The organism is Endozoicomonas sp. G2_2, from assembly GCF_017744135.1.
Taxonomy (GTDB): Bacteria; Pseudomonadota; Gammaproteobacteria; order Nevskiales; family Salinisphaeraceae; genus Salinisphaera.
The window spans coordinates 156,121-179,228 of sequence record NZ_JAGHQU010000009.1 but is presented as its reverse complement, the minus strand read 5'-3'; the positions used below and the strand labels follow the sequence as shown (position 1 = coordinate 179,228).

Here is a 23,108-nt window from a genome sequence, read left to right as displayed (position 1 = left end):
GGCCATGGAGATCTCGCAGGACTGGCAGACGGGGCGACGCTATCTGAATATGAGCGAGGACGACAGCGAATAGAACGATTACGCCAACGTCAGGATCGCGTTTTTACAGAAAGAATGTTGCTTAATCTGAACGCGTGGTAAGTGCCCGTGATCGCGTTTTTCAGGTTGCCAAGCATGACATTGACCCATTTGAATTCAGGGTGGGTCACCGCGGCTTTGCCGGAGCCCGCCACGTGGACAATATGTTCGGCAATTTCAGTGCGCAGCGCGCGAAACGCCGGCAGCCCATCGGAGAGCCCCACAGCGTCGGCGGCCAGCGATGTGTGGGCCCAGTCGGCGACCGCCGCCGATGTGAACGGCATGACACGCACCACCACGTGATGCGGCTTGCGATCATCCGTTGTCGATACCGCCAGCACGAACGGAACCTTGTCGGCGGCGCCCCGGCCGCGTTTACCGCCGGATCGCTCACCGCCCAGATAGGCATCGTCGATCTCCACACGCCCGGATAGACAGCGCCCGGACTCGTGCTCGGCCATGACCTGCATCAGTTTCTGCTTGATGCGCCAGGCTGCTTTATAGCTCACGCCAAGCTGGCGGCGTAGTTCAAGGGCCGACACGTTGTTCTTGGCCTGGGTCATCAGATGCATGGCCAAAAACCAGACGGTCAGCGGGAGCTTGGTCGAGGCGAACACGGTATTCGAGGTGGCCGTCGCCTGGTGATGACATCGCACGCACTGCCAGTGCGTGCGCCCGTGGCGCTCAAACGTGGTGGCGTGACGACATCGACAGCTCGGGCAAACAAAGCCCGCCGGCCAGCGGGCCGCCACAAGCGCTTGTTCGCATTGCGCCGGTGTGCCGTAGCGTGCCATGAACTCACGCATGGATAGACCGGGTTGCATCTGGACTTGATTGATTGCCATGACGTTGCTCCGTTGTCGCGTCATGACCTATTGTCCGAACACGCTGGGTCAGATCCTGACCCTGCTGAGTTTCGGGGCTAATCAGGTATGTTGTTGTAGTCATCGAACCAGAACGGCAGCTGACACACCACGGTTTTCGCATCGGGCCGCGGGTTGATCGCGACATAGTCGCGCTTGAGCGTCTTCACGAACGCCTCAGCCTTGCAGTTGGTTGGGGCTCGGTGGGCCTTTATGCGGCGGTGGCCGCTGCGTAGCGGCCGGCAGGCTTCCACGAAGGCTTATTATTTGTGGCAGGCCGCGTTGTCGGTTGACGAGCGCGATATGCATGCCCAAGTTATAGTGATAGCGCACGGCCGCGATCAGCTCTTGCGCGGCTAGACCATGGAAAAAAGTATCGGGATTTTTGCACTGTTCAATTGAAATCAGCAGCAGAACAGACCCGGCTGAAACAATGTGTACCGTGGCGACTGACTACTTGCATCGGCGTGTGCCTTTGCGCGGAAAATTCCACAACGTGCGCCGAATTGTGAAGGGCATTGGCGCGTTCGGATCAATAACGCGGCTCATCACGCAACTTGCTACCGTCAAGCTAGCGAGCATTGGAGCCAATTGAAAAGGTCGGGCCATTGCGGGTATTGGGCCAGGGTCTTCTTGGGCGTAGAGACCTGGGCGATCCGCCCACGATATCCGACCGTGGATCTAGCATACGTCTATATGTAGTTGCATTCGCGCTCGATGGCGGCAGTCCTACGCGTAAACTGCTCACAAACTTTACGCCCCGAAAATAGCCCAGCCCTAATTTACGAGGGCCGGGCCGGTGCCAAAAACGCCGGACTAGGCGCTGTCGAACAGCCGCTTGCGCAGGTCGAGCTTGCTAAACTTGCCGGTCGCCGTGCGCGGGATTTCGTCAACGAACACGTAGTTGTCCGGCACCATCCATTTCTCCATGCGCTCACGCAGATAGGCCGCGAGATCCTCGGCGGACAAGTCGCGCCCTTCGCGTAACACAACGGCCGCGAGCGGGCGTTCACCCCATTTTTCGTCGGCCTGGGCAACCACGGCGGCTTCCGCCACGTCGTCGTGACCCATGATCGTGTTTTCCAGCTGAACCGAGGATATCCATTCGCCGCCGGACTTGATCACGTCCTTGGTGCGGTCGGTGATGTTGATGTAGCCCTCGGCGTCGATCGTGGCGATATCGCCGGTACGCAGCCAGCCGTCGGGCGTGAATTTCTCCTCGCTGTTCTCGAGCTGGAAATAGCTGCCAGTGATCCACGGGCCGCGGACCTGGATCTCGCCCATGTCCTCGCCGTTCCAGGGTAGCGGGTTGCCATCGTCACCCACGATGCGGGTATCCACGAACGGCACCGGCATGCCGGCAGTGGCGCGAATGGCGTACTGCTCGTCCTCAGAGAGTTTCTGGATGGCGGGCTTCAGGCGCGCGGCCGAGGCCAGCGGCGAGGTTTCGGTCATGCCCCAGGCCTGGATGATGGTCAGCCCGTACTTGTCGAAGCGACGGATCATCGCCTCCGGCACTGCAGAACCGCCCACCGTCATGCGCATGCCTTCGGGCAGCTTCCAGCGGTTCGGTTCGGCGTCCAGGGCGTTGATGATGCCCATCCAGATCGTCGGCACGCCGGCGGTGACGTTGACCTTTTCGCCCTCGTAGACGTTGAGCAGGCTCTCCGCGTCCATATGCGGGCCCGGATACACCTGCTTGGCGCCGACCATGGTCGACACATAGGGCAGACCCCAGGCGTTGACGTGAAACATGGGCACGACCGGCAGGATCACGTCGTTGTAGGACAGATTCAGCGTGTCCGGCGTGGCCGCGGCCATGGCGTGGAGCACGCTGGAACGATGCGAATAGACCACGCCCTTGGGCTTGCCGGTGGTGCCTGAGGTGTAGCACATGCCGCAGGCGTCGCGTTCGTCCTTTTCGGGGTAGACGAACTCGCCCTCGGCGGAGGCCAGGAAATCCTCGTAGCTTTCCATCCCGTCCGGCACGGGCTTGCCGGCCAGCGGCACCACAATGATCTTTTCGAAGTTGACCTTGTCGGCGAACTTCTCGTACAGCGGCAGCAGCACGTCGTCGATGATGAGGAAACGATCCTCGGCGTGATTGACGATCCAGGCCACATCGTCCGGCGGCAGGCGCAGGTTCAGGGTGTGCAGTACCGCGCCGGTGATCGGAATGCCGAAATATGCCTCCAGGTGCGCGGAGGTGTTCCAGGAAAAGGTCGCGACCCGATCGCCGTGCTTGATCCCGGCCTGGGTGAGCGCCTGAGCGAGCTGCTTGGCGCGTCGGACCATGTCGGCATAGGTCTGCCGGTGCAGCGACTTGTCCGGCATGTGGGTGACGATTGCCACATCAGCCGAACTGCGCGCCCGCGCGCTCGAGAATGTCGTCGAGCAGCAGCGGCCTGTCCATCATCGTGGATTGCATGAGATCTCCTCTGGTCTTTGTTCGAATCGGTGTAAGGATTGTTCTTTTCACCGCCGCCGAGCATCGCATTGGCGCAGCCGAAACGTCCATATTCGTTGGCATATACCTCTAACGAACGTTCAATCGTTCTGGTAACGCGAGTTACCTGATGAAGCGGAAACGCTGTTTCCGCAGGCCGCAGGCGGAACTCGCGGCGTCCTTAAGCTGCCATACGGCAAACGGCGTACCGTAGACGCCGGAAAGCCGGCCTCGCGCGTCGCGCGCGTGATCGGTAGCGTTGATGGAGGAACGACCTCATGAAGCAACAACTGCTGCCCCTGATCTTTTCGACCGCGCTGGCCGTGGGCCATGCTGGCGGCATGATGGCCGGGGAACTCACGGCCGACGAGATGCAGGCCGAGCTGGATGCCGCCACGCCGGAGCAGCCGGCCGACTTCTCCGGCCACGATCTCAGCCGGCTCGACCTGTCGGGCATGGACTTGTCGGGCGTGAACCTCGCCGGCGCCGATCTCGGCAATGCACGGCTCGAGAACACCGTGCTCGAAGGCGCGAATCTTCTTGGCGCCAATCTCGATGGCGCGTGGCTGATCGGCGCGAATTTCGCCAACGCCAATCTGCAGGGCGTACATCTGTTCGGCCCGGTCGTCGCCCGTGGTCTGGAGCCGTCGCGCGCGCAATCGCCGGTCTTCGCCGGCGCCGATCTCAGCGGTGCGCGGGTGATTGCCAAACTCTCCCAGGGCGACAACGAGGGCGCCAATTTCAGCAACGCAAATCTGGGCGCCGACATGAAAAATCAGTCCATGGGGCTGATGCGCTTCGAGGCCGAGGGCGCACAGCTCGCCGGTGCCGATTTCTCGGGTGCCCGGCTTAACCATGCACTGTTTCGCTTCGCCAATCTGACCGGGGCGGATTTCAGCAATGCCGATCTTCGCAGCGCCGAGTTCAACGGCGCGGATCTCAGCGGTGCGAACTTCACCGGCGCAGACGCCACCGGCGCGGATTTCTCCGACGCCGACCTTACCGACGCCCAGGGCATCGACAGCGCCACCGGGATGACCATCGAGAACGCGAGCTGATCCTGAACACGCGCCGTGCTAGCCGGGCCAGGTGAGCGCGGTCCTTGCGACCAGCAGCACGATATACACGGCGCGTTTGACGCGCCGCTCGTCGACGCGGTGATGCAAACGTTCGCCGGCAAAGACGCCTGACGCCGGGCACTGACGGCGATATACGTGGGTAGTGCGTGTTTGTATCCGCCAAACGGGCGGTATAGTTCCACGCTGTTGTAAAACGCCTGGGACGCGCATGCGCTATTGGGAAGACTTCGAGATCGGCGCGATCGAACGCTACGGGGCCTACGAGGTGACCGAAGCCGAGATCGTGGAATTCGCCACCGCCTACGATCCGCTGCCGTTTCATGTCGACCCGGAGGCCGCGAAGGACAGCCCCTACGGCGCGTTGACCGCGCCGGGCCTGCTGACCTGCGCTATCTTCATGCGGCTGCTGGTCGATCATCTGCTGCTCGACGCGGCGTCGCTGGGATCGCCGGGCGTGGACTCGGTGCGCTGGACGCAGCCCGTCTATGCCGGCGATACGCTCTCGGTGCGCCAGGAAGCGCTGTCCAAGCGCGTGCTAGAAAGCCGGCCCGAGATGGGGCTGATCAAGAACCGTTTCGAGGTTCTGAATCAGAACGACGAACTGGTTTGCGAAATCGCATCGAACGGCCTGTTCCGGCGCCGTGAGTCACCGGGAGCGCCGGCATGATCCATTACGAAGACCTGACCGAGGGTGACAGCGTCGATCTCGGTCCGATCAGTCCGACAGCCGAAGAGGTGGTCGATTTCGCGAGGCGCTACGACCCGCAGCCGTTTCACCTGAGCGACGAGGGCGCGAAGAATACCTATTTCGGCACACTCGCCGCCTCCGGCTGGCACACCGCCGCGCTCACCATGAAGCTGATGATGACCGGCCGCGACGAACCGCTGGCCAGTCTCGGTTCGCCGGGCTTCGAGAACCTGCGCTGGCACAAGCCGGTGTATCCGAACGATGCGCTCACCGCGCGCGTTACCGTGGCCGGCAAGCGGCTGTCGAAGTCGCGCCCGGAAATGGGGCTTGTACAGTTCGCGGTCGAAACACGCAATCAACACGACGCGGTGGTCATGAGTTTTGTGTCCACCTCGATGATGGCGCGTCGCGAGCCGGGTTAGGTACGGATCAGCGGCCGTCGCTCACCGGGTCCGGACGGACACGACATCCCGGCGTGTCGACGCCAGCACGCGCCGCCACAAGGCAGACGGCATGCGCGACTAGTGCGGGTTGTTCGAGCTGGATGTAGTGGCCGCTGTCGCGGGCGATGAAATGCACCGCTCCGGGATGCGCGTCCACGTATTCCTGCTGCAGGCGGCGCCATAATTTTTCGCTCGCCGCGGGATAATCGGGCGAGGCGCCAAGCCGGGCACCGCGGCTGATTACCACGAGCGGCAGACCGATGGGCAGCGGGGGCGCGTGCGCGACCTGTCGCTCGCTTTCGCGAAAACCGGCCAGCTCGTGATGTGCGGTGCGCCAGGTCACGGGGTCGTGAGACAGGGCGCGGGCCTCGGCGGCGTCGGCCGGCGCCAGGTTGGGCGGCACATGGCTTGCGATCGAGATATGAAATACGCCGTCGGGGGCGATACGCAGACCCAGGTCGCGTTCGTAACGGCCGATCTGATTCACCTGGCTGCTGTCGACCAGCACCAGCCCGGCGGTCTCGCGCGGATAGCGGGCCGCGAAAAGCTGCATGTTCCAGCCGCCGAACGAATGGCCGACCAGGAGGTAGGGTGGCCGGATGGCCGCGCGGGTCAGCAGGCGGCGCAGTTCCTCGACGATCACGGCACTGGTGCGCGGTGGCAGCGCGGCATCGCTGTCGCCGTAGCCCGGGCGGTCGTAACTGCAGACCGGCAGGCTTTCGGCCACGAGCGGCTGCAGACGCGACCAGACGAGCGCACTGTCGCCCAGCCCCGCGTCGAGCACGACCGTGGGTTCCCCGGGCTCGGGTTTCGGGCCGCTGCAGTGCACAAGCACGCGGCCGTTGTCGAGTTCGACTGCGCGCAGCCGCTCGATCGCGCTGGCCGGCGCGCTCAGCACGGCGCTGCAGATCAGTGTGCCGATCGCAGCGGCATACAGCGCGCAGCTGCGCGTGTCGACACCATTCATCCCGACCCCTGCCTGACGCGGTTCACGAGATACGAAAGAATGGCACGGCAAGTTGCGTGCCCACGGCTTTCGCAAGCCGGCGGAGTGCGCAGTCAGGCGCGGTGGGGCTCGCCGAGGTATTCGTTCGAGCTCATTTCCTGTAGCCGGCTGGCGGTACGTTCGAACTCGAAGGCCAGGCGTGTGCCCTGGTACAGTGCCTCCGGTACGGCCTCGGCGGTGCAGAACAGATTGACCCGACGGTCGTAGAATTCATCCACCGCATTGATGAAGCGGCGCGCGGCGTTGTTCTCGTCGTCATCGAAGACGGGCACGTTGGACACCATGATGGTCGAATACTCGCGCGCCATCTCGATGTAGTCGTTGGCCGAGCGGCTGCCGCGGCACAGATCCTCGAACTCGAACCACACGACGCTATCGGCACGCTGGCGTACCGGGATCTTGCGGCCGAGTATCTTCACGTTGCCGCCCTCGACGGGACGCCCGGTTGCCAGGCGATCGAAGTGCTTCGCCAGCACGGTGTCGGCGTCTTCGCCCGGCGGCGTCTGATAGGTGGCCGCGTCGTCGATCCGGTCGAGCCGATAGTCGGTGCCGTCGTCCAGATGCATGACGGTGCAGTATTTCTTGATGCGCGCGATCGCGGGTTTGAAGCGTTCGCGCTGCAGGCCATCCTTGTAGAGATCGTCCGGGTCCACGTTCGAGGTCGTGACCAGGGTCACGCCGCGCTCGAACAGCTCCTCGGTCAGGCGCGCGAGGATCATGGCGTCGGCCACGTCGGAGACGAAGAACTCGTCGAAGCAGAGCACACGGTCGCTGGCCCATTCCTTGGCGATGAGCTTGAGCGGGTCGGACTTGTTCGCGTACTTCTTGCGCGCCTCGTGCACCTTCTGCATGAAGCGATGAAAATGCAGGCGCGACTTCTCCTCGAAGGGCAGGTTCTCGTAGAAGCAGTCCATGAGGTAGGTCTTGCCGCGGCCCACGCCGCCCCAGAGATAAAGACCGGTGACCGTTTCGCGCCGCGTCTTGCCGAACAACCCTCTGCGGGTGGTCGGGTTCGCGACCAGCGCCTCGTGGATCGCCTGGAGCGCATCGACGGCTTTTTCCTGCGCCGGATCGCGCACGAAATCGTCGCGCGCGAGATCCGCGTCGTAGCGCGCGCGCGGACCGGCGGCGCTGTCGGCTGACACTGCCATGCAAACTCTCGTCGTCGAAATACAAATTATTATACGCTCCGCGCCATGGCCGCCATCGATGCGCTCGACGACGACACTGCCCGGACCATCGAGTCGTTCCTGGACGGGCTCTGGGCCGAGCGCGGCCTGTCCGACGCGACGCTGGGCGCCTACCGCAACGATCTGGCGCACTTCGCCCGCTGGCTGGACGGCCGCACAGCGCTGGCGCAGGCGTCGCGCCCAGACATCCAGGCCTATCTCGCTGCCCGGAATACCCCGGGCTCGAGTCCGCGCAGTGCCGCACGGCTGCTGTCGAGTCTGCGTCAGTTCTATCGCTACCAGCTGCGCGCGAACGTGATCGACGAGGACCCGACCGCGCTGATCGCGATGCCGACCCAGGGCCGCCGGCTGCCGAAGACACTCACCGAAGCCGATGTCGAGGCGCTGCTCGCAGCCCCGGATACCGACAGCGACATCGGTCTGCGTGATCGCGCCATGCTCGAGCTGATGTATGCGGCCGGGCTGCGCGTGTCCGAACTGGTGGGCGCCTCCCGTGCCCAGGTCAACACGCGCCAGGGCGTGATCCGCGTGACCGGCAAGGGCGGCCGCGAACGCCTGGTGCCGCTGGGCCTGGCCGCGATCGACTGGCTGGAACACTACATGCGCGAAGCGCGCGGGCTGTTGCTTGGCGCCAGACAAAGCGATGCCCTGTTCGTGACCGGCCGCGGCGGCGGCATGACGCGCCAGAACGTCTGGCACCGCATACGGGGTTACGCGGCCCAGGCGGGCATTCGCGCCGACGTCTCGCCGCACGGGCTGCGCCATGCGTTTGCGACCCACCTGCTCAACCACGGCGCAGACCTGCGCGCCGTGCAGATGCTGCTGGGCCATGCCGATCTGTCGACCACCCAGATCTATACCCACGTCGCGCGCGCCCGGCTGCAGGCGCTCCACGCGACCCACCACCCGCGCGGCTGAAGCGCCGTGGCGCGCAATATCGAGATCAAGGCCGCGGTGGCGGATGTCGCGGCGCTGCACGAACGGGCGGCCGCGATCGCTACCGCCGGCCCTGAAGAAATCCAGCAGCACGACACGTTCTTCGCCTGCAATCGCGGGCGGCTCAAGCTGCGTCGCATGAGGGCCGGCGAGGCCGAGCTGATCTTCTATCGCCGGCCGGACGTGGACGGGCCGAAGACCTGCGACTACGAACGCAGCCCCGTGGCCGACCCGGCGGCGATGGCGCGCGTGCTCGAACAGGCTTGGGGCGTACGCGGCGAAGTCATCAAGACACGCACGCTCTATCTGGCCGGGCGCACGCGCATCCATGTCGACCACGTCGCCGGCCTGGGCGATTTCATGGAACTGGAAGTCGTGCTCGAGGCCGGGGAATCGGTCGCGGCCGGCGAGCGCGAGGCCGAGCGCCTCATGGCTGCACTCGGCGTGGCTGCGTCAGACTTGCGAACGGGCGCCTATATCGACCTGCTCGAAGCCCGAGCGAGGGACTAGCGTTCGAGCAGCTCGCGCTTGTTCGGCTTGTCCGCCCACTCGTCGGCGTCTTCCGGCGCCGGCTTGATCTCGGTGATCACGGGCCATTTGGACGCCAGTTCCGCGTTGAGCTCGAGGAAATCGGCCTGATCCTCGGGCAGATCGTCTTCCGAGACGATGGCTTCCACCGGGCACTCCGGCTCGCAGAGCGTGCAGTCGATGCACTCTTCCGGGTCAATGGCGAGGAAGTTGGGGCCCTCGTGGAAACAGTCCACCGGGCAGACCTCCACGCAATCGGTGTATTTGCACTTGATGCAGTTCTCGGTGACTACGAACGTCATCCTGGGTCGGGCCTCGTGACGGAACCAAAGATGGGCGACAGTTTATCAGGAGCTGCCGGTCTCTACGTTGGCCACGCGATCCAGATTCATGGCGCGCCAGTCGTCGGCCCCGAGGTTGTCCATATGCAGATCGAAGCGTCCGCGCCGGCGATCGGCGAAGTAATGACTGAGCGCGCGGTGAATGGTCGGAAAAGCCAGCTGTGACCACTCGATCTCGTCTTCGCCGAGCAGGGTGACGAACTGGCTTTCCTGGCCGGCGCCGTAATGGTTCCCGGACAGCGTGGCGCGGTAGAAGATGTGCACCTGGCCGATGTGCGTCACGTCGATCACGGTAAACAGCTCGGCGTCGGTGACCTCGGCCTGCGCTTCCTCGCGGGTTTCGCGCGCGGCGCCTTCGAAGATCGTTTCGCCGAGTTCCAGAAACCCGGCCGGCAGCGTCCAGAAGCCCAGACGCGGCTCGATGGCGCGCCGGCACATGAGGATGCGGTCGTCCTGCTCGACGATGCAGCCGACCACGTTGCGTGGGTTCTCGTAGAAGATTTCGCCGGTTTCGCTGCAGACATTGCGCTTGCGGTCGTCGCCGGCGGGCACCTTGTATTCGATGGGCGCGCCGCAGTTGGGGCAGAACGTCATGGGTTTCGGCATGGCGGAAGATTAGCAGACAACGAGTGAATGGCCGTGCGCTGGTATCGTTTCAAACGGCACGAACCATGCAACCGCTGAAAACATGAATCCGTCGATCAACGAGAAACATCCCGCCATGAGTGCGACCGACGTGGCTGCCCACGATGAAGCGCTGCGCGCCCAGGTGCGCGCGGCCGGTGCCCTGCTGGGCGACGTATTGCGTTCGCAGGCCCGCGAAGGCGTGTTCGATACTGTCGAGACGCTGCGCCGCGGCTATATCGCGCTGCGCGAACAGGACGACCCCGACAAGCGCGCCGAGCTGCAGGCGCTCGTCGCCGACCTGCCGGCGGAAACGATGACCGAGGTCACGCGCGCCTTCGCCATCTATTTCAATCTGGCCAATCTGCTCGAAGAGCTCCATGCCCACCGCACCCGGCGCGCGCTGGCGGCCGACGGCAATCCGCAGTGGCTGGGTTCGTTCAACCGCAGTTTCACCGATCTCGCCGGCGAGGGCGTGAGCCTCGAGGACGCGCTCGCCCGGCTCGAGCGTCTGTCGTTCATGCCGGTGTTCACCGCGCACCCGACCGAGGCCAAGCCGCGGGCCGTGCTCGACGCGCTGCGCCGGCTGTTCGAGTGGTTTCGCGAACTGGCTTTCGATACGCCCGATGAGCGGCGCCACGCCGAGATCGAGGAACATATCCGCCAGAACATCCAGGTGCTCTGGAAGACCGAAGAGCTGCGCGGTTCGCGCCCGACGGTGGCCGACGAGATCCGCAACGGGCTCTATTATTTCCGTGCCTCGCTGTTCGCCAGCGTGCCGGTGATCTATCGCAACCTCGAACGCGCGCTGTCCAACGCCTACGGCGAGCGCGTCGAGCCGCCCACGGTGCTGGATTTCGGCTCCTGGATCGGCGGCGATCGTGACGGCAATCCTTATGTCACCGCGCGCGAGACGCGCTATGCGCTGCGCATGCAGGCACGCGAGGTGCTCACCGAATACCTGCGCCGGATCGATCATCTGGCCAGCCGGCTGTCGTTCTCGGCTCGCTGGTGTGCGCCCAGCGACGCCTTCTGGCAATCCCTGGCCGCGGACGAGCAGCGCATTGCGGCGCATACCGGCGTGCGCGCCGAGCGCTTCGCTGCCGAACCCTATCGGCGCAAGCTCTATCTCATGCGCCAGCGCATCGCGGCGATGGTCGACCAGCTGCAGACCGAGTTGCGTCTGCGCGCCGAGCGCAGCGAGCGCAGCCCGGTGGCTTACGACAACGCCGCCGAACTGATCGACGAACTCCGCATCATGTGCGAATCGCTCGTCGGTCACGGCGACCAGGCGATTGCCGACGACGAGATCAAGGACCTCCAACGGCTTGTGCAGACGTTCGGCTTTCATCTCGCGCGCCTGGATCTGCGCGAGGAATCGACCCGGCACACCCAGTGCGTGCACGAGCTGTTTGCCGCGCTCGACATCTGTGACGACTACGAATCCCTCGACGACGCCGGGCGAACGACGCTGCTCGCCGCCGAGCTCGCACGCGACGAGGTACCGGAGGTGGCCCGTGTCGATGTCTCTGGCGAAGTGGGCGACACGCTGGACAGCCTCGCCGTGGTGCGTGAATTCACCCGCACCCTGGGCGTGGACGCGTTCGGCAGCTATGTGATCTCGATGACGCACAGCGTTTCGGACATGCTCGCGCTGCTGTGGCTCATGCGCGCCACCGGCGTCTACGAGCCGGGCGAGGGCACCCCGCCGCTTTCGATCGCGCCGTTGTTCGAGACCGTGGCCGATCTCGAGCATATCGAGCCGGTGCTCGACGGCCTGCTCGCCCAGCCGGCGTATCGCGACTTTCTCGAAGCGCAGGCGGCCGACGGGACGCGCCGGCAGGAGGTCATGCTCGGCTATTCGGACTCCTGCAAGGACGGCGGGATCATGGCGTCGCGCTGGCAGCTCTACAAGGCGCAGCAGCTCGCGGTTGCGGTCTGCGACCGCCACGAGGTGGACAGCCTGCTCTTTCACGGCCGCGGCGGCACCGTCGGGCGCGGCGGCGGGCCGACCCATCAGGCGATCGTGTCGCAGCCGCCGGGCACGGTGCGTTCGCGGATCAAGTTCACCGAGCAGGGCGAGATGATCTTCGCCAAGTACAGCAATCCGGAAACGGCGGTTCACGAGCTCACGCTCGGCATTACCGGCACGCTCAAGGCCAGCGGCTTTGCCACCGACGACACGGACCACTCGCAGATCGCCGGCGCGCTGTCGGATACCGGCGAGCAGTTCTACCGCCGCCTGACCGAAGACACCGCGGGTTTCTTCGACTATTTCTATGCCGCCACGCCGACCGCTGAAATCGGCGCGCTCAACATCGGTTCCAGGCCCGGCCATCGCAAGGCGGTACGCGGCAAGTCGTCGATCCGCGCAATCTCCTGGGTGTTCGCCTGGGCGCAGTCGCGGCATACGCTGCCGGGCTGGCTCGGGGTGGGTACCGCACTCACGGAGGCCGGGATCGACAACGAGGCACTGGTCGCGCTCTATCGCGACTGGCCGTATTTCCGCACCATCATCGACAGCGTGCAGATGTCGCTGGCCAAGGCCGACATGCGCATCGCCGCGACCTATGCCGAGCTTGCGCCCGAGCATGTCGATATTTTCGAGGCCATTCGTGGTGAATATGACCGCGCCGTCGAAAGGATTCTCGCGATCACGGGCGAGGACACGCTGCTGGACGACGACGTCGTGCTCAAGCGTTCGCTGGACCGGCGTCGACCGTATCTCGACCCGCTCAATCATATTCAGATCACCGCGCTGACGCGCTATCGTGAAGGCGGCGATCGGGTGTGGCTGGATCCGGTGCTGCGCTCGATCAACGCGATTGCCGCCGGTATGCGCAATACTGGCTGACCTGTTCGTCATCGGAATCCGAAAAGATCAAGACACCATGAATCCAACCAACGTCTTTTTTCGCGTGTTTTCGCTGCTCGCGGTGCTGTCTGTTCTGGCGGGCGCGCCGGCAGCCATGGCGCAGAACGACGAGAGCGCCAACGCGGGCGAGAAGCCGCAGCGCCCGGTCTATCTCGATATCGTGCCGGTGGCGGACGCGCGCTACTCAATGCTGCCGGAAGAGCTCGTCGCCTCGCTCGCCAACGAAGCGCTCTCCAATGCTCGCCAGGCGACCATCCGCATGAATGGACAGGACCTGCCCGCCGGCGTGCGCGTGCTGCGCATCATGTACATCGTTCACCAGCAGGAAGAGTCGGACGGCGTGACCGCGGCAGTCGCTGCCTCAACGGAGCTGCTGCGTACCAGCGACGAGGGCGATGGGGGTATACAGACGTTCTCGATCTACAACGGTCTGCAGCAGACCCTGGTGCAGGGGCCGGACGTCACCCGGGCGCGCGAGCAGCTGCGTATCGCCTTCAAGAAGGAGCTGCAGGCGCGTATCAGCTCCGCCTTCCAGAACGCCGAAGCCCTCTGATCGATCACCGCGGGCGCAGCGTAAACGCGGCGCCCGGTACGTCTTGCATGGCGCTCGGCGCGGGCCGGCTTAGCCTGGACGGGCTGCGCTGTTATCCTTGCCGCCATTGTTTTGACGCTCGAGGAAAACGTCATGGCCGCAAACGAAATGCCCGAAATCAAGGTCGATGCCGACAGCATGTACCGCGAAGAGTCCTTCACGGACCTCAAGGTCGGCAGTATCCGTCGTCTGGTGCCGGTCACCAAGGACGGCGAGGACGACAGTGCCCGCGACGTGCGCTATGAAGGCTCGGCCAGCCTGATGACCCCGGCCGGCAACCTGCCGCTGTCGTTCGAACTGGAGGCAGACACGCTCTCCGGTGCCATCGACCAGTTCCCGGATGCGGTCAATGCCGCGGCCGAGCGCGCGATCGAGGAACTCAAGGAAATGCAGCGCCAGCAGAGCCAGCAGATCCAGGTGCCGGGTCAGGGCGACTTCGGCGGTGGTGGCGGCCAGCAGGGCGGCGGTCGCATCCAGTTCTAGGCGGTTCAGGGTCCCGGGCTGTCGCGTAGACAGCCCGCTGCAAGCGCTGCGGCTAGTAGTGCGGCGGCGTTTCGTCGATCTCGTTCGCATCGCCGCCCTCCGCCAGGGCGGCGATGCGTGACTCCAGCTGCTCGCAGCGCTGGGTTAGACGCGCCAGCGCGCGGCTCTGGGCATAGACCATATCGCTGAGCTGGTCGATGGTGTCGTCCTGATAGGCGATACGCATTTCCAGCGTTTCGATGCTCGACGCCGCGCTCATGCCGCACCGCCGGGTACGAGATGGATCTGCTCGGCGAGTGCGTCGCGCAGTGCCGTGATCTGAGCATTGGAATACGCCCGCGTCTCGTCGAGGTTGCCCCAGACCGGGCGTGGCCAGCAGGGGTCATCCGTCTGGCGCGCGATGACATGCACATGCATCTGCCGCACCTGGTTGCCCAGCGCGGCGACGTTGAGCTTGTGGGCGTCGAACCAGCGCGCGGTGAAGGCAGATAGCGTGCGCAGCTGCTCGCTTACCCGCTCATGCTCGGCGTCGTCGAGTTCGTGCCAGTCGACGGCATCGGTATCCACCACCAGAATCAGCCAGCCGACCGCCGCGTTACGGTTAAGCAACACGCTGGCGCGGTCGAGCGTGCCGAGTACATGACAGTCCGCGAGCAGTTGATCGTTGATTTGCATGGGCATTCGCCTGACGCTTCCAAAACGGTCGGCGCACTCGGCGCCGGGCGCGCCATTGTATAAGATCGCTCTGGCGGCGCTCGCAGGCCGGGCGTGATCGTCGCGCCGGCCGTGCATCAATCGGGGGGAGCCATGGACGCAATCAGGGGTTGGATCGAAGTCATTCAGGACGGCGGCTGGTCGGGCCTGCTCATGGCCGGATTCGCAGTCGTCGCGGGGATGTTCATCTTCGCCTTCATATCCAACAAGTATTTCTGGATCGTGCTGGCGGTGGTCGCGGCCGCGTTGGGCCTTTGTTATTACTTCGAGGTCGATCTGTCTTTCGACTTCGACTTCCTGGCCTGATTCGCGGCTTCGCGCTGTCTCAACCCGCGCGGTCCGACAACGCAAGACGCAGGCCGAAGCCGACGAGCACCGTGCCGGTGATGCCGTCGAGCGTGCGCGTGGTGCCGGGGCGGGCCAGTGCGCGTGCGAAGGGGCGCGTGGCCAGCGTGAGCAGAATGAACCAGCCCAGGCTGAGTGCGGCATGCACGCCGGCCAGAAGTGCGCTGAACGCGACCACGTTGACGTCTGCCGGCATGAACTGTGGCAGCAGGCTCACGTAGAACACGCCGACCTTGGGGTTGAGCAGGTTGGTGGTGAGCCCGCGTACAAACCAGCGTGCGCCGGCCCGGCGTGCCTGTGGCTGGCTCGGGTCGCCGTCGCGCCAGTCCGCACGTGCGCCGCGCGCGGCACGCAATAGCATCCGCGCGCCCAGCCAGATCAGATACGCAGCGCCGGCAAACTGCAGCACGCCATAGGCGATTTCGGAAACCGCCAGAACCGCGCCGAGACCGAGTGCGGCGAGCAGTCCCCAGGCGAGAACGCCAATCACCACACCGAACGCGGCGAACAGGGCGTTACGGGCATTCTCCACGGCCGCGGTGCGCAGCACCAGCGCGGTATCGATACCCGGGGTGAGCGTCATCAGCCCGGCAGCGATCGAGAAACTCAGCAGCGCGGTTGCTATGTCCATGGGGCTACCGTGCGTTTCGTCCTGCCGTCATTCAGGCGGGAGAACAGGTTTTATTGCTCTTGTTTTATTGCTCTGGGCGCAAATGCTCGTCTTCGTTACAAGCGCGTATTCCGCCCAACGCCGACGCGTTGAGCGCTATGGCGTCGATACGAATGCGGTGGGGCATTTCTCGCAAACGCTTCGGAGTCGAACGCAATGTCATGGTCGAGAAATGGTGCCCGGGGCGAGAATCGAACTCGCACTCTGTTGCCAGAACCGGATTTTGAGTCCGGCGCGTCTACCAGTTCCGCCACCCGGGCAGGTGAACGCGCCGGAGTATACCGGTGTGACGATGTGCGACCAATGCTTTACCGCTGAAAACTAGGCCGGGCGGCATCAATAGTCGGCGAGAATCGACTCCATGTCGGTCTGGTAGGCGGTCACGGTCTGCCGGTAGCTCAGCGACGGGCGCGAGCGCGTGCCGTTGATCACGAAGGCAAACGCGCCGTAGCCGCCGCTCTGCAGCCGGAAATAGCCGGCCAGCGCGCGCACGGTGACCGGCTCGCTGAGGGTGCCGGTCTTGGCGTTGATACGCGTGAGCCAATCGAAATTGCCCTGTTTGAGGGTGCGCGACGGCGCCGACAGCGGCACCGGAATGCTGCCGTAGAACGCCGGAAACAGCGACGGCTGGCGATACATATAAGACAGCAGGGCGACCAGATCGCGCGCCGAGAGCTTGTTGCTCACGGCCAGGCCGCTGCCGCTTTCCAGCACCGCGCCGCTGCCGGCGCCGGCCTTGCTCGGAAAGTTCTCGCGCAGGGCGCGATCGGCCAGCGCTTCGAGCGCCTGCGAAGCCAGTGGCAGGGTGAGCGGGCGGTTGTAGCCGCTGTCTGCCGCCAGGCCGAGCGTGAGCGTGTCGGCCATATAGTTGTTGGAATAGGCCATCAGCGGGATCAGCTGTTCGGCCAGGGTGTCGCTTTCGACGCTTGCGAGGGTCTCGCCAACGCTGGCGTTGGCCTGCACTCGCGCGCTGCCGCTGACGCTGATGCCCATATCGCCGAGCATGGTCAGAAGCACGCGGGCGGTATCCGTCGCCGGGCCGGTCACCGCGCGATGCACTTCATAGGGGCCGGTGCCCAGCGGCAGCGAGCCGCGTAGATGCAGGGTCGAGCGGCCGCCGTCGTAGGTGCGCCAGGCGCTCAGGCTGGGGCGGGTATGCGGCAGCCCGGTGGCGACATCGTTGTCGATGGTGTAGCCGGAAAGCCCCATCGGATGCAGGGCGACACGGGCCGGGTCTCCCGAACGGGCGCCGGGATAGACATTGGCCTGGATGGTGGCGAAGTTCACCCCCGCCGAGGACAGCGGCGCGCTATAGGCATGCGAGGCCACGCTCTGGGCGTCGCAGCGGTCCTTGGTGAGGCAGGGAACGCTGCCGAACAGGCCGTCGTCGACGATCAGATTACCGTTCACGCGGGTGATGCCGCGTTCGCGCAGGCCGTTGATCAGCGACCACAGGCGCGGATTGTCCAGCGACGGGTCGCCGCCGCCGAGAAAGACCAGATCGCCGTTGAGCGTCTGCCCGGACACGCTGCCCTGGCTGGTGAAACGGCTGACGAAGCGATGCGCGGGCCCGAACTGCTCGAGCGCGGCACTCGCGGCATAGAGCTTGCTGACCGAGGCCGGCGTGAGGCGCTGGTCCGGGTTGATCTGGTCGATCACCGACATGTCGTCGAGACGGATCACCAGGGCGGTCACGTCCGCGCGTTGCGACAGCTCGCGCAGCGAGTTCAGATAGGGCGCGGCGAACGCGGGCGTGCTGGCGAGCAGCGACGAGGCCAGAACGAGGGCCGATACGGCGAGTAACGCCAAGGAGGCCGGTGCCCGGCCAGCACGACGCTGGCTTCGGCCCGGTGTGCGAGCAATGAACATGTGTTCCCCGTTGGGGCCGGCAGGCCCGGTGCGGCGCGGCGAAAGCGGCAGTGTATGGGTAGCACGCCTGCCGACTCAATTTGACGAAAGACGCGCATTCGGCGTCGACGCCATGCAATGGCATGTCTACACTGCGCCGCCATGAATCTCGAACGTCTGGCCCAATCCGGCGACGCCCGTCGCGCTCGTCTGTCGCTGCCGCATGGCGTGGTCGACACCCCCACCTTCATGCCGGTGGGCACCTACGGCACCGTCAAGGGCATGACGCCGGAAGAGCTGGCCGGCCTGGGCGCCCAGATCGTGCTCGGCAATACCTATCACCTGATGCTGCGTCCGGGCACGGAGATCGTGAACCTGCATGGCGGGCTGCACGATTTCATGCACTGGCACGGCCCGATTCTGACCGATTCGGGCGGTTTCCAGGTCTGGAGCCTGGCCGAGATGCGCAAGCTCAGCGAGGACGGCGTGGCTTTTCGCTCGCCGCTCGACGGCTCGTCACAGTATCTATCGCCCGAGCGCTCGATCGAGGTCCAGCATGCGCTGAACTCGGATATCGTCATGTGTCTGGACGAATGCACCGACTACCCGGTCGCCAAAGAAGACGCGGCGGCGTCCATGCAGCTTTCGATGCGCTGGGCGGCGCGCTGTCGCGAAGCCCACGGCGACAGCGCCAATCTGCTGTTCGGGATCAATCAGGGCAGCGTGTTCGACGATCTGCGCGCCGAATCGATGGCCGCGCTCGTGGATATCGGCTTCGACGGCTATGCCATCGGCGGCGTGTCGGTGGGCGAGGCCTGGGATCTCAAGGCGCGGGTGCTCGAAGGCGTGCTGCCGGTCACGCCGGTCGACCGGCCGCGCTATCTCATGGGTGTGGGCACGCCGAGCGATCTGGTGGCAGCGGTATCCTTCGGTATCGACATGTTCGATTGCGTCATGCCCACCCGTAATGCCCGCAACGGCTATCTGTTCACCTCTCAGGGCGTCGTCAAGATCAAGAACGCCGTACACAAGCACGATACCGGGCCGCTGGATCCGTACTGTGGATGCCCGACCTGTACCCGGTACAGCCGGGCTTATCTGCATCACTTGTATCGCTGCGGCGAGATCCTCGCCGCGCGGCTGAACACCTGGCACAACCTGTACTATTACCAGGCGCTCATGCAGCGTATTCGCGATGCCATCGAGGCGGATCGCTACGCGGCGTTCATGCGCGAATTCTTCACGTCCGCCGAAGGCGCAGGCACGGCGCAGGCGGCCTGGTTCGGCTATGGCAACGCCGGTACATGACGGCGCACACGTGCGTCGGGGGCGCGAATGCCTGTGGCATACTACGCGGCTTGTTCCACGCCTGAACCACCAGTCATCGAAAGAGGCGAACTATGGATTTTCTGATTTCCCCGGCCTATGCGCAGGGCGGCGCGCCCGCAGGCGGCGGCATCATGCCGACGCTGATCATGGTCGGCCTGTTCTTCGTGTTCATGTATTTCATGATCATCCGGCCGCAGATGAAGCGCCAGAAGGAACACAAGAAGCTGCTCGAAAGCCTGGAGAAGGGCGTCGAGGTGGTCACCTCCGGCGGCGTGGCCGGCAAGATTCGCCAGGTCGGTGAGAACTTCATCGTCGTCGAGGTTTCGGACGGCGTCGAAATCCGTATCCAGAAAAACGCTGTCGCCAGCGTGGTGCCCAAAGGCACGCTGGAATCGCTTTAAGCGCATCCTCGTCTGGTCTGCCCGGCCCGTGGCGAGGTGTCGGCCGGGCAGAACCATAGATCGTTGATCGGGGCCCTATGAATCGCTATCCACTGTGGAAATACCTGCTGCTGCTGTTCGTGCTTGCGGCGGGCGTGCTATATGCGTTGCCCAATCTGTACGGCGAGCAGCCGGCGGTTCAGGTCTCGCAGGCGAGCGGGGACGCGGCCAGCCAGGCGCTGGTCCAGCGTGTGCAGCGCACGCTGAGCGACGCCGATGTGGCGCCCGAGGGCGTCACGCTCGAGGAAGGGCGCCTGCTGGCGCTGTACGCGAGCACGGAAGACCAGCTCAAGGCGGCCGGCGTGCTCAAGCGCCAGCTCGGCAACGATTACACCATCGCGCTCAACCTCGCGCCGAGTACGCCGGACTGGCTGCGCGCGGTCGGTGCCGAGCCGATGGCGCTGGGGCTGGATCTGCGCGGTGGCGTGCACTTCCTGCTTGAAGTGGACATGGAAACGGTCTTCAACGAGACCTACGATCGCTACGCGCGCGATATTCCGCGCTTTCTGCGCGACGAGTCGATTCGCTACAGCCGCGCGGCTCGCGACGGCGACAGCGTGTGGCTGCAGTTCCCCAACGCCGAAGTCATGAGTGAAGCGCGCGATGCGCTGAACAGCGACTTCGACGTGCTCGATTTCCGGTCGGCCTCCGGCAGCGACAACGCGCTCGTGGCGACCCTCAACGAAACCGAGCAGCAGCGCATCACCGACTTTGCGCTGCAGCAGAACCTGACCACCCTGCGCAATCGCGTCAACGAACTCGGTGTCGCCGAGCCGCTGGTGCAGCGCCAGGGCGAGTCGCGCATCGTCGTCGAACTGCCGGGCGTCCAGGACACAGCCGAAGCCAAGCGTCTTCTGGGCAAGACGGCCACACTCGAATACCGGCTCGTCGCCCAGGGCAAGGACGCGCAGGCGGCCCAGTCCAGCGGTACGCCGCCCCCGGGCACCGAACTCTACGAGACCCGCGAAGGCCGTCCGATCCTGCTCGAACAGGACGTGATCGCTTCGGGCGATCAGCTCGTCGATGCGTCGTCGGGTTTCGATCAGCAGTCGGGCAGCCCGGCGGTGTTCGTGACGCTCGACGGCCAGGCGGCGAGCAAGATGTTCGACGTCACCTCGGCGCACGTGGGCGATCCGATGGCGGTGCTGTTCATCGAAAACAAGATCGAGACGCGCTACGAGAACGGCGAGGAGATCCGCGAGCGCAAGAGGGTCGAGGAAGTCATCAGCGTGGCCAACATTCGCAGCGCCTTCGGCAAGCGCTTCCAGACCACGGGCCTGGAACGCAACGAAGCGCACGATCTGGCCCTGCTGCTGCGCGCGGGTGCGCTGGCCGCGCCGGTGAACATCGTCGAGGAACGCACCATCGGCCCGAGCCTGGGCGCCGACAACATCGAGCAGGGCCGCATGGCCGTGATCGTGGGCTTTCTGCTCGTCGTGGCCTTCATGGTGGTGTACTACCGCGGCTTCGGGCTGTTTGCCAACGCCGCGCTGTTCATGAATCTCGTGCTGATCGTCGCGCTGCTGTCGTTGCTGCAAGCCACGCTCACGCTGCCCGGCATCGCCGGCATCGTATTGACGGTGGGCATGGCGGTGGACGCCAACGTGCTGATCTTCGAGCGAATACGCGAGGAGCTGGATGCCGGCAACACGCCGCAGTCGGCGATCAAGGCCGGTTACGACAAGGCGTTCTCGTCGATTGCCGACGCCAACGTCACGACCCTGATAGCCGCGGTGGTGCTGTTCGGTTTCGGTACCGGGCCGATCAAGGGCTTCGCCGTGACGCTGTCGCTGGGCATCATCACCTCGATGTTCACCGCGATTGTCGGCACCCGCGCCATTGCCAATCTGGTCTACGGCCGCAAGCGCCGGCTGCAAAGCCTTTCCATCTGAGTCGTCCGACATGCGCCTGATCAAGCCCAATACATCGATCGACTTCGTCAGTTACGGCAAGTACGCCGTGATCTTCTCGGCGCTGCTCGTACTGGTGACGTTCGTGTCGTTCTCGATGGAGAAGCTCACCTTCGGCGTGGACTTCACCGGCGGCGTGGTGGTCGAGGTCGGCTATCCCGACGCGGTCCCGCTGGAGGACGTGCGCGGCGCGCTCGCCGAGGGCGGCTATCCGGATGCCACGGTCCAGCATTTCGGTGCGTCGGACGCGGTGATGATCCGTTTGGCGAGTGAAGAGGGCGCCGAAAGCTCCGAGGTCAGCACCCAGGTCATGCAGGCGCTGCAGGGCCAGAACAGCCAGGCCGAGTTGCGGCGCGTCGAGTTCGTCGGCCCGCAGGTGGGCGACGAACTGGTCAACAAGGGCGGCCTGGCGCTGCTCTATACGGTGATCGCGATCCTGATCTACGTGATCGTGCGCTTTCACTGGAAGCTGGCCGCCGGCGCGGTGACAGCGCTCGTGCACGACGTACTGATCACGCTCGGCGTGTTCTCGTTGTTTCACCTCGATTTCGATCTGACCGTGCTTGCCGCATTGCTGGCGGTGATCGGCTACTCGCTCAACGACACGATCGTGGTCTACGACCGTATTCGCGAGAATTTCCGGCGCATGCGCAAGGCCACGCCGGCCGAAGTGGTCAACGCGTCGATCAACCAGACGCTGGCGCGTACGTTGATGACCTCGGGGACCACGATCCTTACGCTGCTGGCGCTGTTTTTTCTCGGCGGCGAGATCATCCACGGCTTTGCCACCGCGCTGCTCATCGGTGTGCTGATCGGTACCTATTCATCGATCTTCGTGGCCAGTGCGCTGGCGCTGCGGCTGGATATCAACAGTCACGATCTGTTTCCGCCCAAGGAAGAGGATGCGGAGAAGGCGGCGCGGGCTACGCGCTAGCTTTCTGCCGGTTCACAGCCTCGGTGCGGATTGCGTCGCAGCCTTGCGACGCAAGGCTAGGCTAGAAAACTCGTGGATCGGTATCGCGAGTTCTGAATCAACGGTGCAGGTGGATTTCTAGTTGAGGTTTCGCGCTGCAGCGCGAGTCACTTTTATTTGCTTGTCCAAATAAAAGTCACCAAAACAAAAGACACCCTGTCTTGCGTCGGCGCTTTGCGCCGATGCCCTGCGCGGCTCCGGCCGAAAGAGGACAGCCGGAAACTCGCCGCGCTGCGCGCGACTCAGACATCCGTCTGTCTTTTTCTCTTTCGGCCTCCACTGCTCGGCGCTGCGCCCAAGGGGCCCTATACAGACAAAGGCAGGCTCGCTTGCGCTTCGCCAAGATCGCGAAGAGATCTTCGTCGGACAACGCCGAAGGCGAGTCCGACCGGAACGCAGCTAAACTGCTCAACTCTTATTCCATAGTTGTTGCAACACCGTTAGCTAGCTTGGCCGCGCCTGTATTGGGCCCCCGTGTGGCGCGACGAGAAGCGCAGGGCCGAAGGGTGTCCGGCGCACTGCGCCGGTGCGGCCAGCTGTTTGAGGATCGCCAAAGCGATCCGAGTTCTGGCCGCATCCCTTCGGACCGAGCATCGCAGTGGACCGGCACACAGTGCCGGCGCGCAACCCGGGTGTCTTTTTCCTTTGCTTACTTTCTTTTGGACAAGCAAAAGAAAGTGAGTCGCACAGCAGTGCGAAACAAAAGG

23 protein-coding genes, 1 tRNA gene and 1 pseudogene are annotated in these 23,108 nt (G+C 64.5%); 13 read left to right on the top strand and 12 right to left on the bottom strand.

Features of this window, described 5'->3' with window-relative positions; genetic code table 11:
• Positions 1–89: 89 nt before the first annotated feature.
• From J7355_RS12570 to J7355_RS12565, 3 genes and pseudogenes are all read right to left on the bottom strand, one after another.
• Positions 90–872: an IS1595 family transposase gene (locus J7355_RS12570; RefSeq protein ID WP_209063234.1), complete on the bottom strand. Its 783-nt coding sequence runs from the start codon at positions 870–872 to the stop codon at positions 90–92.
• Positions 873–1,000: 128 nt separating this feature from the next.
• A pseudogene (locus J7355_RS17740) lies at positions 1,001–1,135 on the bottom strand (IS3 family transposase); the annotation flags it as partial.
• A gap of 622 nt (positions 1,136–1,757) precedes the next feature.
• Entirely contained in the window at positions 1,758–3,293 is a 1,536-nt protein-coding gene (locus J7355_RS12565; protein ID WP_209063232.1) for a long-chain fatty acid--CoA ligase, read from the bottom strand.
• A 372-nt stretch (positions 3,294–3,665) separates the two neighbouring features.
• Here J7355_RS12565 and J7355_RS12560 point away from each other — a divergent pair, with 372 nt between their 5' ends.
• The 3 genes from J7355_RS12560 to J7355_RS12550 all read left to right on the top strand — a co-directional run bounded on the left by J7355_RS12560 (position 3,666) and on the right by J7355_RS12550 (position 5,576).
• Entirely contained in the window at positions 3,666–4,445 is a 780-nt protein-coding gene (locus J7355_RS12560) for a pentapeptide repeat-containing protein (RefSeq protein WP_209063230.1), read from the top strand.
• Positions 4,446–4,674: 229 nt separating this feature from the next.
• On the top strand, positions 4,675–5,133 hold the full coding sequence (locus J7355_RS12555) for a MaoC family dehydratase (RefSeq protein ID WP_209063228.1): 459 nt from the start codon (positions 4,675–4,677) through the stop codon (positions 5,131–5,133).
• Positions 5,130–5,576: a MaoC family dehydratase gene (locus tag J7355_RS12550; RefSeq protein ID WP_209063225.1), complete on the top strand. Its 447-nt coding sequence runs from the start codon at positions 5,130–5,132 to the stop codon at positions 5,574–5,576. The genes J7355_RS12555 and J7355_RS12550 overlap by 4 nt, the downstream gene beginning before the upstream one ends.
• A gap of 7 nt (positions 5,577–5,583) precedes the next feature.
• Here J7355_RS12550 and J7355_RS12545 read toward each other — a convergent pair whose 3' ends face one another.
• Entirely contained in the window at positions 5,584–6,564 is a 981-nt protein-coding gene (locus J7355_RS12545) for an alpha/beta hydrolase (protein WP_209063223.1), read from the bottom strand.
• A gap of 92 nt (positions 6,565–6,656) precedes the next feature.
• Entirely contained in the window at positions 6,657–7,754 is a 1,098-nt protein-coding gene (zapE, locus tag J7355_RS12540) for a cell division protein ZapE (protein WP_209063221.1), read from the bottom strand.
• Positions 7,755–7,799: 45 nt separating this feature from the next.
• Here zapE and xerD point away from each other — a divergent pair, with 45 nt between their 5' ends.
• Both xerD and J7355_RS12530 read left to right on the top strand, forming a co-directional pair.
• Complete coding sequence (xerD, locus tag J7355_RS12535; RefSeq protein WP_209063219.1) at positions 7,800–8,711, top strand: site-specific tyrosine recombinase XerD; 912 nt, start codon at positions 7,800–7,802, stop codon at positions 8,709–8,711.
• 6 nt (positions 8,712–8,717) lie between these two features.
• Positions 8,718–9,239 (top strand): class IV adenylate cyclase, encoded by a 522-nt coding sequence (locus J7355_RS12530; protein WP_209063217.1) that lies wholly within the window; start codon positions 8,718–8,720, stop codon positions 9,237–9,239.
• On the opposite strand, the gene fdxA is transcribed toward J7355_RS12530, so the two are convergent.
• Together fdxA and J7355_RS12520 are read right to left on the bottom strand one after the other, a co-directional pair.
• Positions 9,236–9,559 carry a ferredoxin FdxA gene (gene fdxA, locus J7355_RS12525; RefSeq protein WP_209063215.1) on the bottom strand — a complete coding sequence of 108 codons (324 nt, stop codon included), beginning with the start codon at positions 9,557–9,559 and terminating at the stop codon, positions 9,236–9,238. The two genes, J7355_RS12530 and fdxA, sit on opposite strands and share 4 nt — an antisense overlap.
• Positions 9,560–9,604: 45 nt before the next feature.
• Positions 9,605–10,204 (bottom strand): NUDIX hydrolase, encoded by a 600-nt coding sequence (locus J7355_RS12520; RefSeq protein WP_247739960.1) that lies wholly within the window; start codon positions 10,202–10,204, stop codon positions 9,605–9,607.
• 82 nt (positions 10,205–10,286) lie between these two features.
• On the opposite strand from J7355_RS12520, the gene ppc reads away from it, so the two are divergent.
• The 3 genes from ppc (at position 10,287) to J7355_RS12505 (ending at position 14,172) form a co-directional block, all read left to right on the top strand.
• A complete protein-coding gene (gene ppc / locus J7355_RS12515; RefSeq protein ID WP_209063214.1) occupies positions 10,287–13,076 on the top strand; it encodes a phosphoenolpyruvate carboxylase in 2,790 nt (929 codons plus the stop codon).
• Between the two features lie 37 nt (positions 13,077–13,113).
• Positions 13,114–13,650: a hypothetical protein gene (locus J7355_RS12510; RefSeq protein WP_209063212.1), complete on the top strand. Its 537-nt coding sequence runs from the start codon at positions 13,114–13,116 to the stop codon at positions 13,648–13,650.
• A gap of 132 nt (positions 13,651–13,782) precedes the next feature.
• Positions 13,783–14,172 carry a hypothetical protein gene (locus tag J7355_RS12505; protein ID WP_209063210.1) on the top strand — a complete coding sequence of 130 codons (390 nt, stop codon included), beginning with the start codon at positions 13,783–13,785 and terminating at the stop codon, positions 14,170–14,172.
• A 52-nt stretch (positions 14,173–14,224) separates the two neighbouring features.
• On the opposite strand, the gene J7355_RS12500 is transcribed toward J7355_RS12505, so the two are convergent.
• Together J7355_RS12500 and J7355_RS12495 are read right to left on the bottom strand one after the other, a co-directional pair.
• Complete coding sequence (locus tag J7355_RS12500) at positions 14,225–14,431, bottom strand: SlyX family protein (protein ID WP_209063208.1); 207 nt, start codon at positions 14,429–14,431, stop codon at positions 14,225–14,227.
• Positions 14,428–14,847 (bottom strand): HIT family protein, encoded by a 420-nt coding sequence (locus tag J7355_RS12495; RefSeq protein WP_209063206.1) that lies wholly within the window; start codon positions 14,845–14,847, stop codon positions 14,428–14,430. Before J7355_RS12495 ends, J7355_RS12500 begins: the two co-directional genes overlap by 4 nt.
• A gap of 132 nt (positions 14,848–14,979) precedes the next feature.
• Between J7355_RS12495 and J7355_RS12490 the strand changes: the two genes are divergently transcribed.
• Positions 14,980–15,192 (top strand): hypothetical protein, encoded by a 213-nt coding sequence (locus J7355_RS12490; RefSeq protein ID WP_209063204.1) that lies wholly within the window; start codon positions 14,980–14,982, stop codon positions 15,190–15,192.
• A gap of 19 nt (positions 15,193–15,211) precedes the next feature.
• On the opposite strand, the gene J7355_RS12485 is transcribed toward J7355_RS12490, so the two are convergent.
• The 3 genes from J7355_RS12485 to dacB all read right to left on the bottom strand — a co-directional run bounded on the left by J7355_RS12485 (position 15,212) and on the right by dacB (position 17,770).
• Entirely contained in the window at positions 15,212–15,862 is a 651-nt protein-coding gene (locus tag J7355_RS12485) for a LysE family translocator (protein ID WP_209063202.1), read from the bottom strand.
• 212 nt (positions 15,863–16,074) lie between these two features.
• Positions 16,075–16,161 (bottom strand) — tRNA-Leu (locus tag J7355_RS12480).
• Positions 16,162–16,237: 76 nt separating this feature from the next.
• On the bottom strand, positions 16,238–17,770 hold the full coding sequence (gene dacB / locus J7355_RS12475; RefSeq protein WP_209063200.1) for a D-alanyl-D-alanine carboxypeptidase/D-alanyl-D-alanine-endopeptidase: 1,533 nt from the start codon (positions 17,768–17,770) through the stop codon (positions 16,238–16,240).
• A gap of 141 nt (positions 17,771–17,911) precedes the next feature.
• On the opposite strand from dacB, the gene tgt reads away from it, so the two are divergent.
• From tgt to secF, 4 genes are all read left to right on the top strand, one after another.
• Positions 17,912–19,057, top strand: coding sequence for a tRNA guanosine(34) transglycosylase Tgt (tgt, locus tag J7355_RS12470; RefSeq protein WP_209063198.1), 1,146 nt, complete (start codon positions 17,912–17,914; stop codon positions 19,055–19,057).
• 92 nt (positions 19,058–19,149) lie between these two features.
• Positions 19,150–19,479, top strand: coding sequence for a preprotein translocase subunit YajC (yajC, locus tag J7355_RS12465; protein ID WP_209063196.1), 330 nt, complete (start codon positions 19,150–19,152; stop codon positions 19,477–19,479).
• 77 nt (positions 19,480–19,556) lie between these two features.
• A complete protein-coding gene (gene secD, locus J7355_RS12460) occupies positions 19,557–21,410 on the top strand; it encodes a protein translocase subunit SecD (protein ID WP_209063194.1) in 1,854 nt (617 codons plus the stop codon).
• A 10-nt stretch (positions 21,411–21,420) separates the two neighbouring features.
• Positions 21,421–22,362, top strand: coding sequence for a protein translocase subunit SecF (gene secF / locus J7355_RS12455; protein ID WP_209063193.1), 942 nt, complete (start codon positions 21,421–21,423; stop codon positions 22,360–22,362).
• Positions 22,363–23,108 lie beyond the last annotated feature (746 nt).

Excerpts from the sequence above, each read along its gene's own strand:
- dacB (WP_209063200.1), bottom strand. The coding sequence starts at position 17,770 with ATGTTCATTGCTCGCACACCGGGCCGAAGCCAGCGTCGTGCTGGCCGG.
- J7355_RS12550 (WP_209063225.1), top strand. The coding sequence starts at position 5,130 with ATGATCCATTACGAAGACCTGACCGAGGGTGACAGCGTCGATCTCGGT.
- J7355_RS12505 (WP_209063210.1), top strand. The coding sequence starts at position 13,783 with ATGGCCGCAAACGAAATGCCCGAAATCAAGGTCGATGCCGACAGCATG.
- J7355_RS12555 (WP_209063228.1), top strand. The coding sequence starts at position 4,675 with ATGCGCTATTGGGAAGACTTCGAGATCGGCGCGATCGAACGCTACGGG.
- J7355_RS12485 (WP_209063202.1), bottom strand. The coding sequence starts at position 15,862 with ATGGACATAGCAACCGCGCTGCTGAGTTTCTCGATCGCTGCCGGGCTG.
- J7355_RS12490 (WP_209063204.1), top strand. The coding sequence starts at position 14,980 with ATGGACGCAATCAGGGGTTGGATCGAAGTCATTCAGGACGGCGGCTGG.
- J7355_RS12560 (WP_209063230.1), top strand. The coding sequence starts at position 3,666 with ATGAAGCAACAACTGCTGCCCCTGATCTTTTCGACCGCGCTGGCCGTG.
- J7355_RS12510 (WP_209063212.1), top strand. The coding sequence starts at position 13,114 with ATGAATCCAACCAACGTCTTTTTTCGCGTGTTTTCGCTGCTCGCGGTG.
- tgt (WP_209063198.1), top strand. The coding sequence starts at position 17,912 with ATGAATCTCGAACGTCTGGCCCAATCCGGCGACGCCCGTCGCGCTCGT.
- ppc (WP_209063214.1), top strand. The coding sequence starts at position 10,287 with ATGAATCCGTCGATCAACGAGAAACATCCCGCCATGAGTGCGACCGAC.
- zapE (WP_209063221.1), bottom strand. The coding sequence starts at position 7,754 with ATGGCAGTGTCAGCCGACAGCGCCGCCGGTCCGCGCGCGCGCTACGAC.
- secD (WP_209063194.1), top strand. The coding sequence starts at position 19,557 with ATGAATCGCTATCCACTGTGGAAATACCTGCTGCTGCTGTTCGTGCTT.
- J7355_RS12570 (WP_209063234.1), bottom strand. The coding sequence starts at position 872 with ATGGCACGCTACGGCACACCGGCGCAATGCGAACAAGCGCTTGTGGCG.
- J7355_RS12500 (WP_209063208.1), bottom strand. The coding sequence starts at position 14,431 with ATGAGCGCGGCGTCGAGCATCGAAACGCTGGAAATGCGTATCGCCTAT.
- J7355_RS12545 (WP_209063223.1), bottom strand. The coding sequence starts at position 6,564 with ATGAATGGTGTCGACACGCGCAGCTGCGCGCTGTATGCCGCTGCGATC.
- J7355_RS12495 (WP_209063206.1), bottom strand. The coding sequence starts at position 14,847 with ATGCAAATCAACGATCAACTGCTCGCGGACTGTCATGTACTCGGCACG.
- secF (WP_209063193.1), top strand. The coding sequence starts at position 21,421 with ATGCGCCTGATCAAGCCCAATACATCGATCGACTTCGTCAGTTACGGC.
- xerD (WP_209063219.1), top strand. The coding sequence starts at position 7,800 with ATGGCCGCCATCGATGCGCTCGACGACGACACTGCCCGGACCATCGAG.
- fdxA (WP_209063215.1), bottom strand. The coding sequence starts at position 9,559 with ATGACGTTCGTAGTCACCGAGAACTGCATCAAGTGCAAATACACCGAT.
- yajC (WP_209063196.1), top strand. The coding sequence starts at position 19,150 with ATGGATTTTCTGATTTCCCCGGCCTATGCGCAGGGCGGCGCGCCCGCA.
- J7355_RS12520 (WP_247739960.1), bottom strand. The coding sequence starts at position 10,204 with ATGCCGAAACCCATGACGTTCTGCCCCAACTGCGGCGCGCCCATCGAA.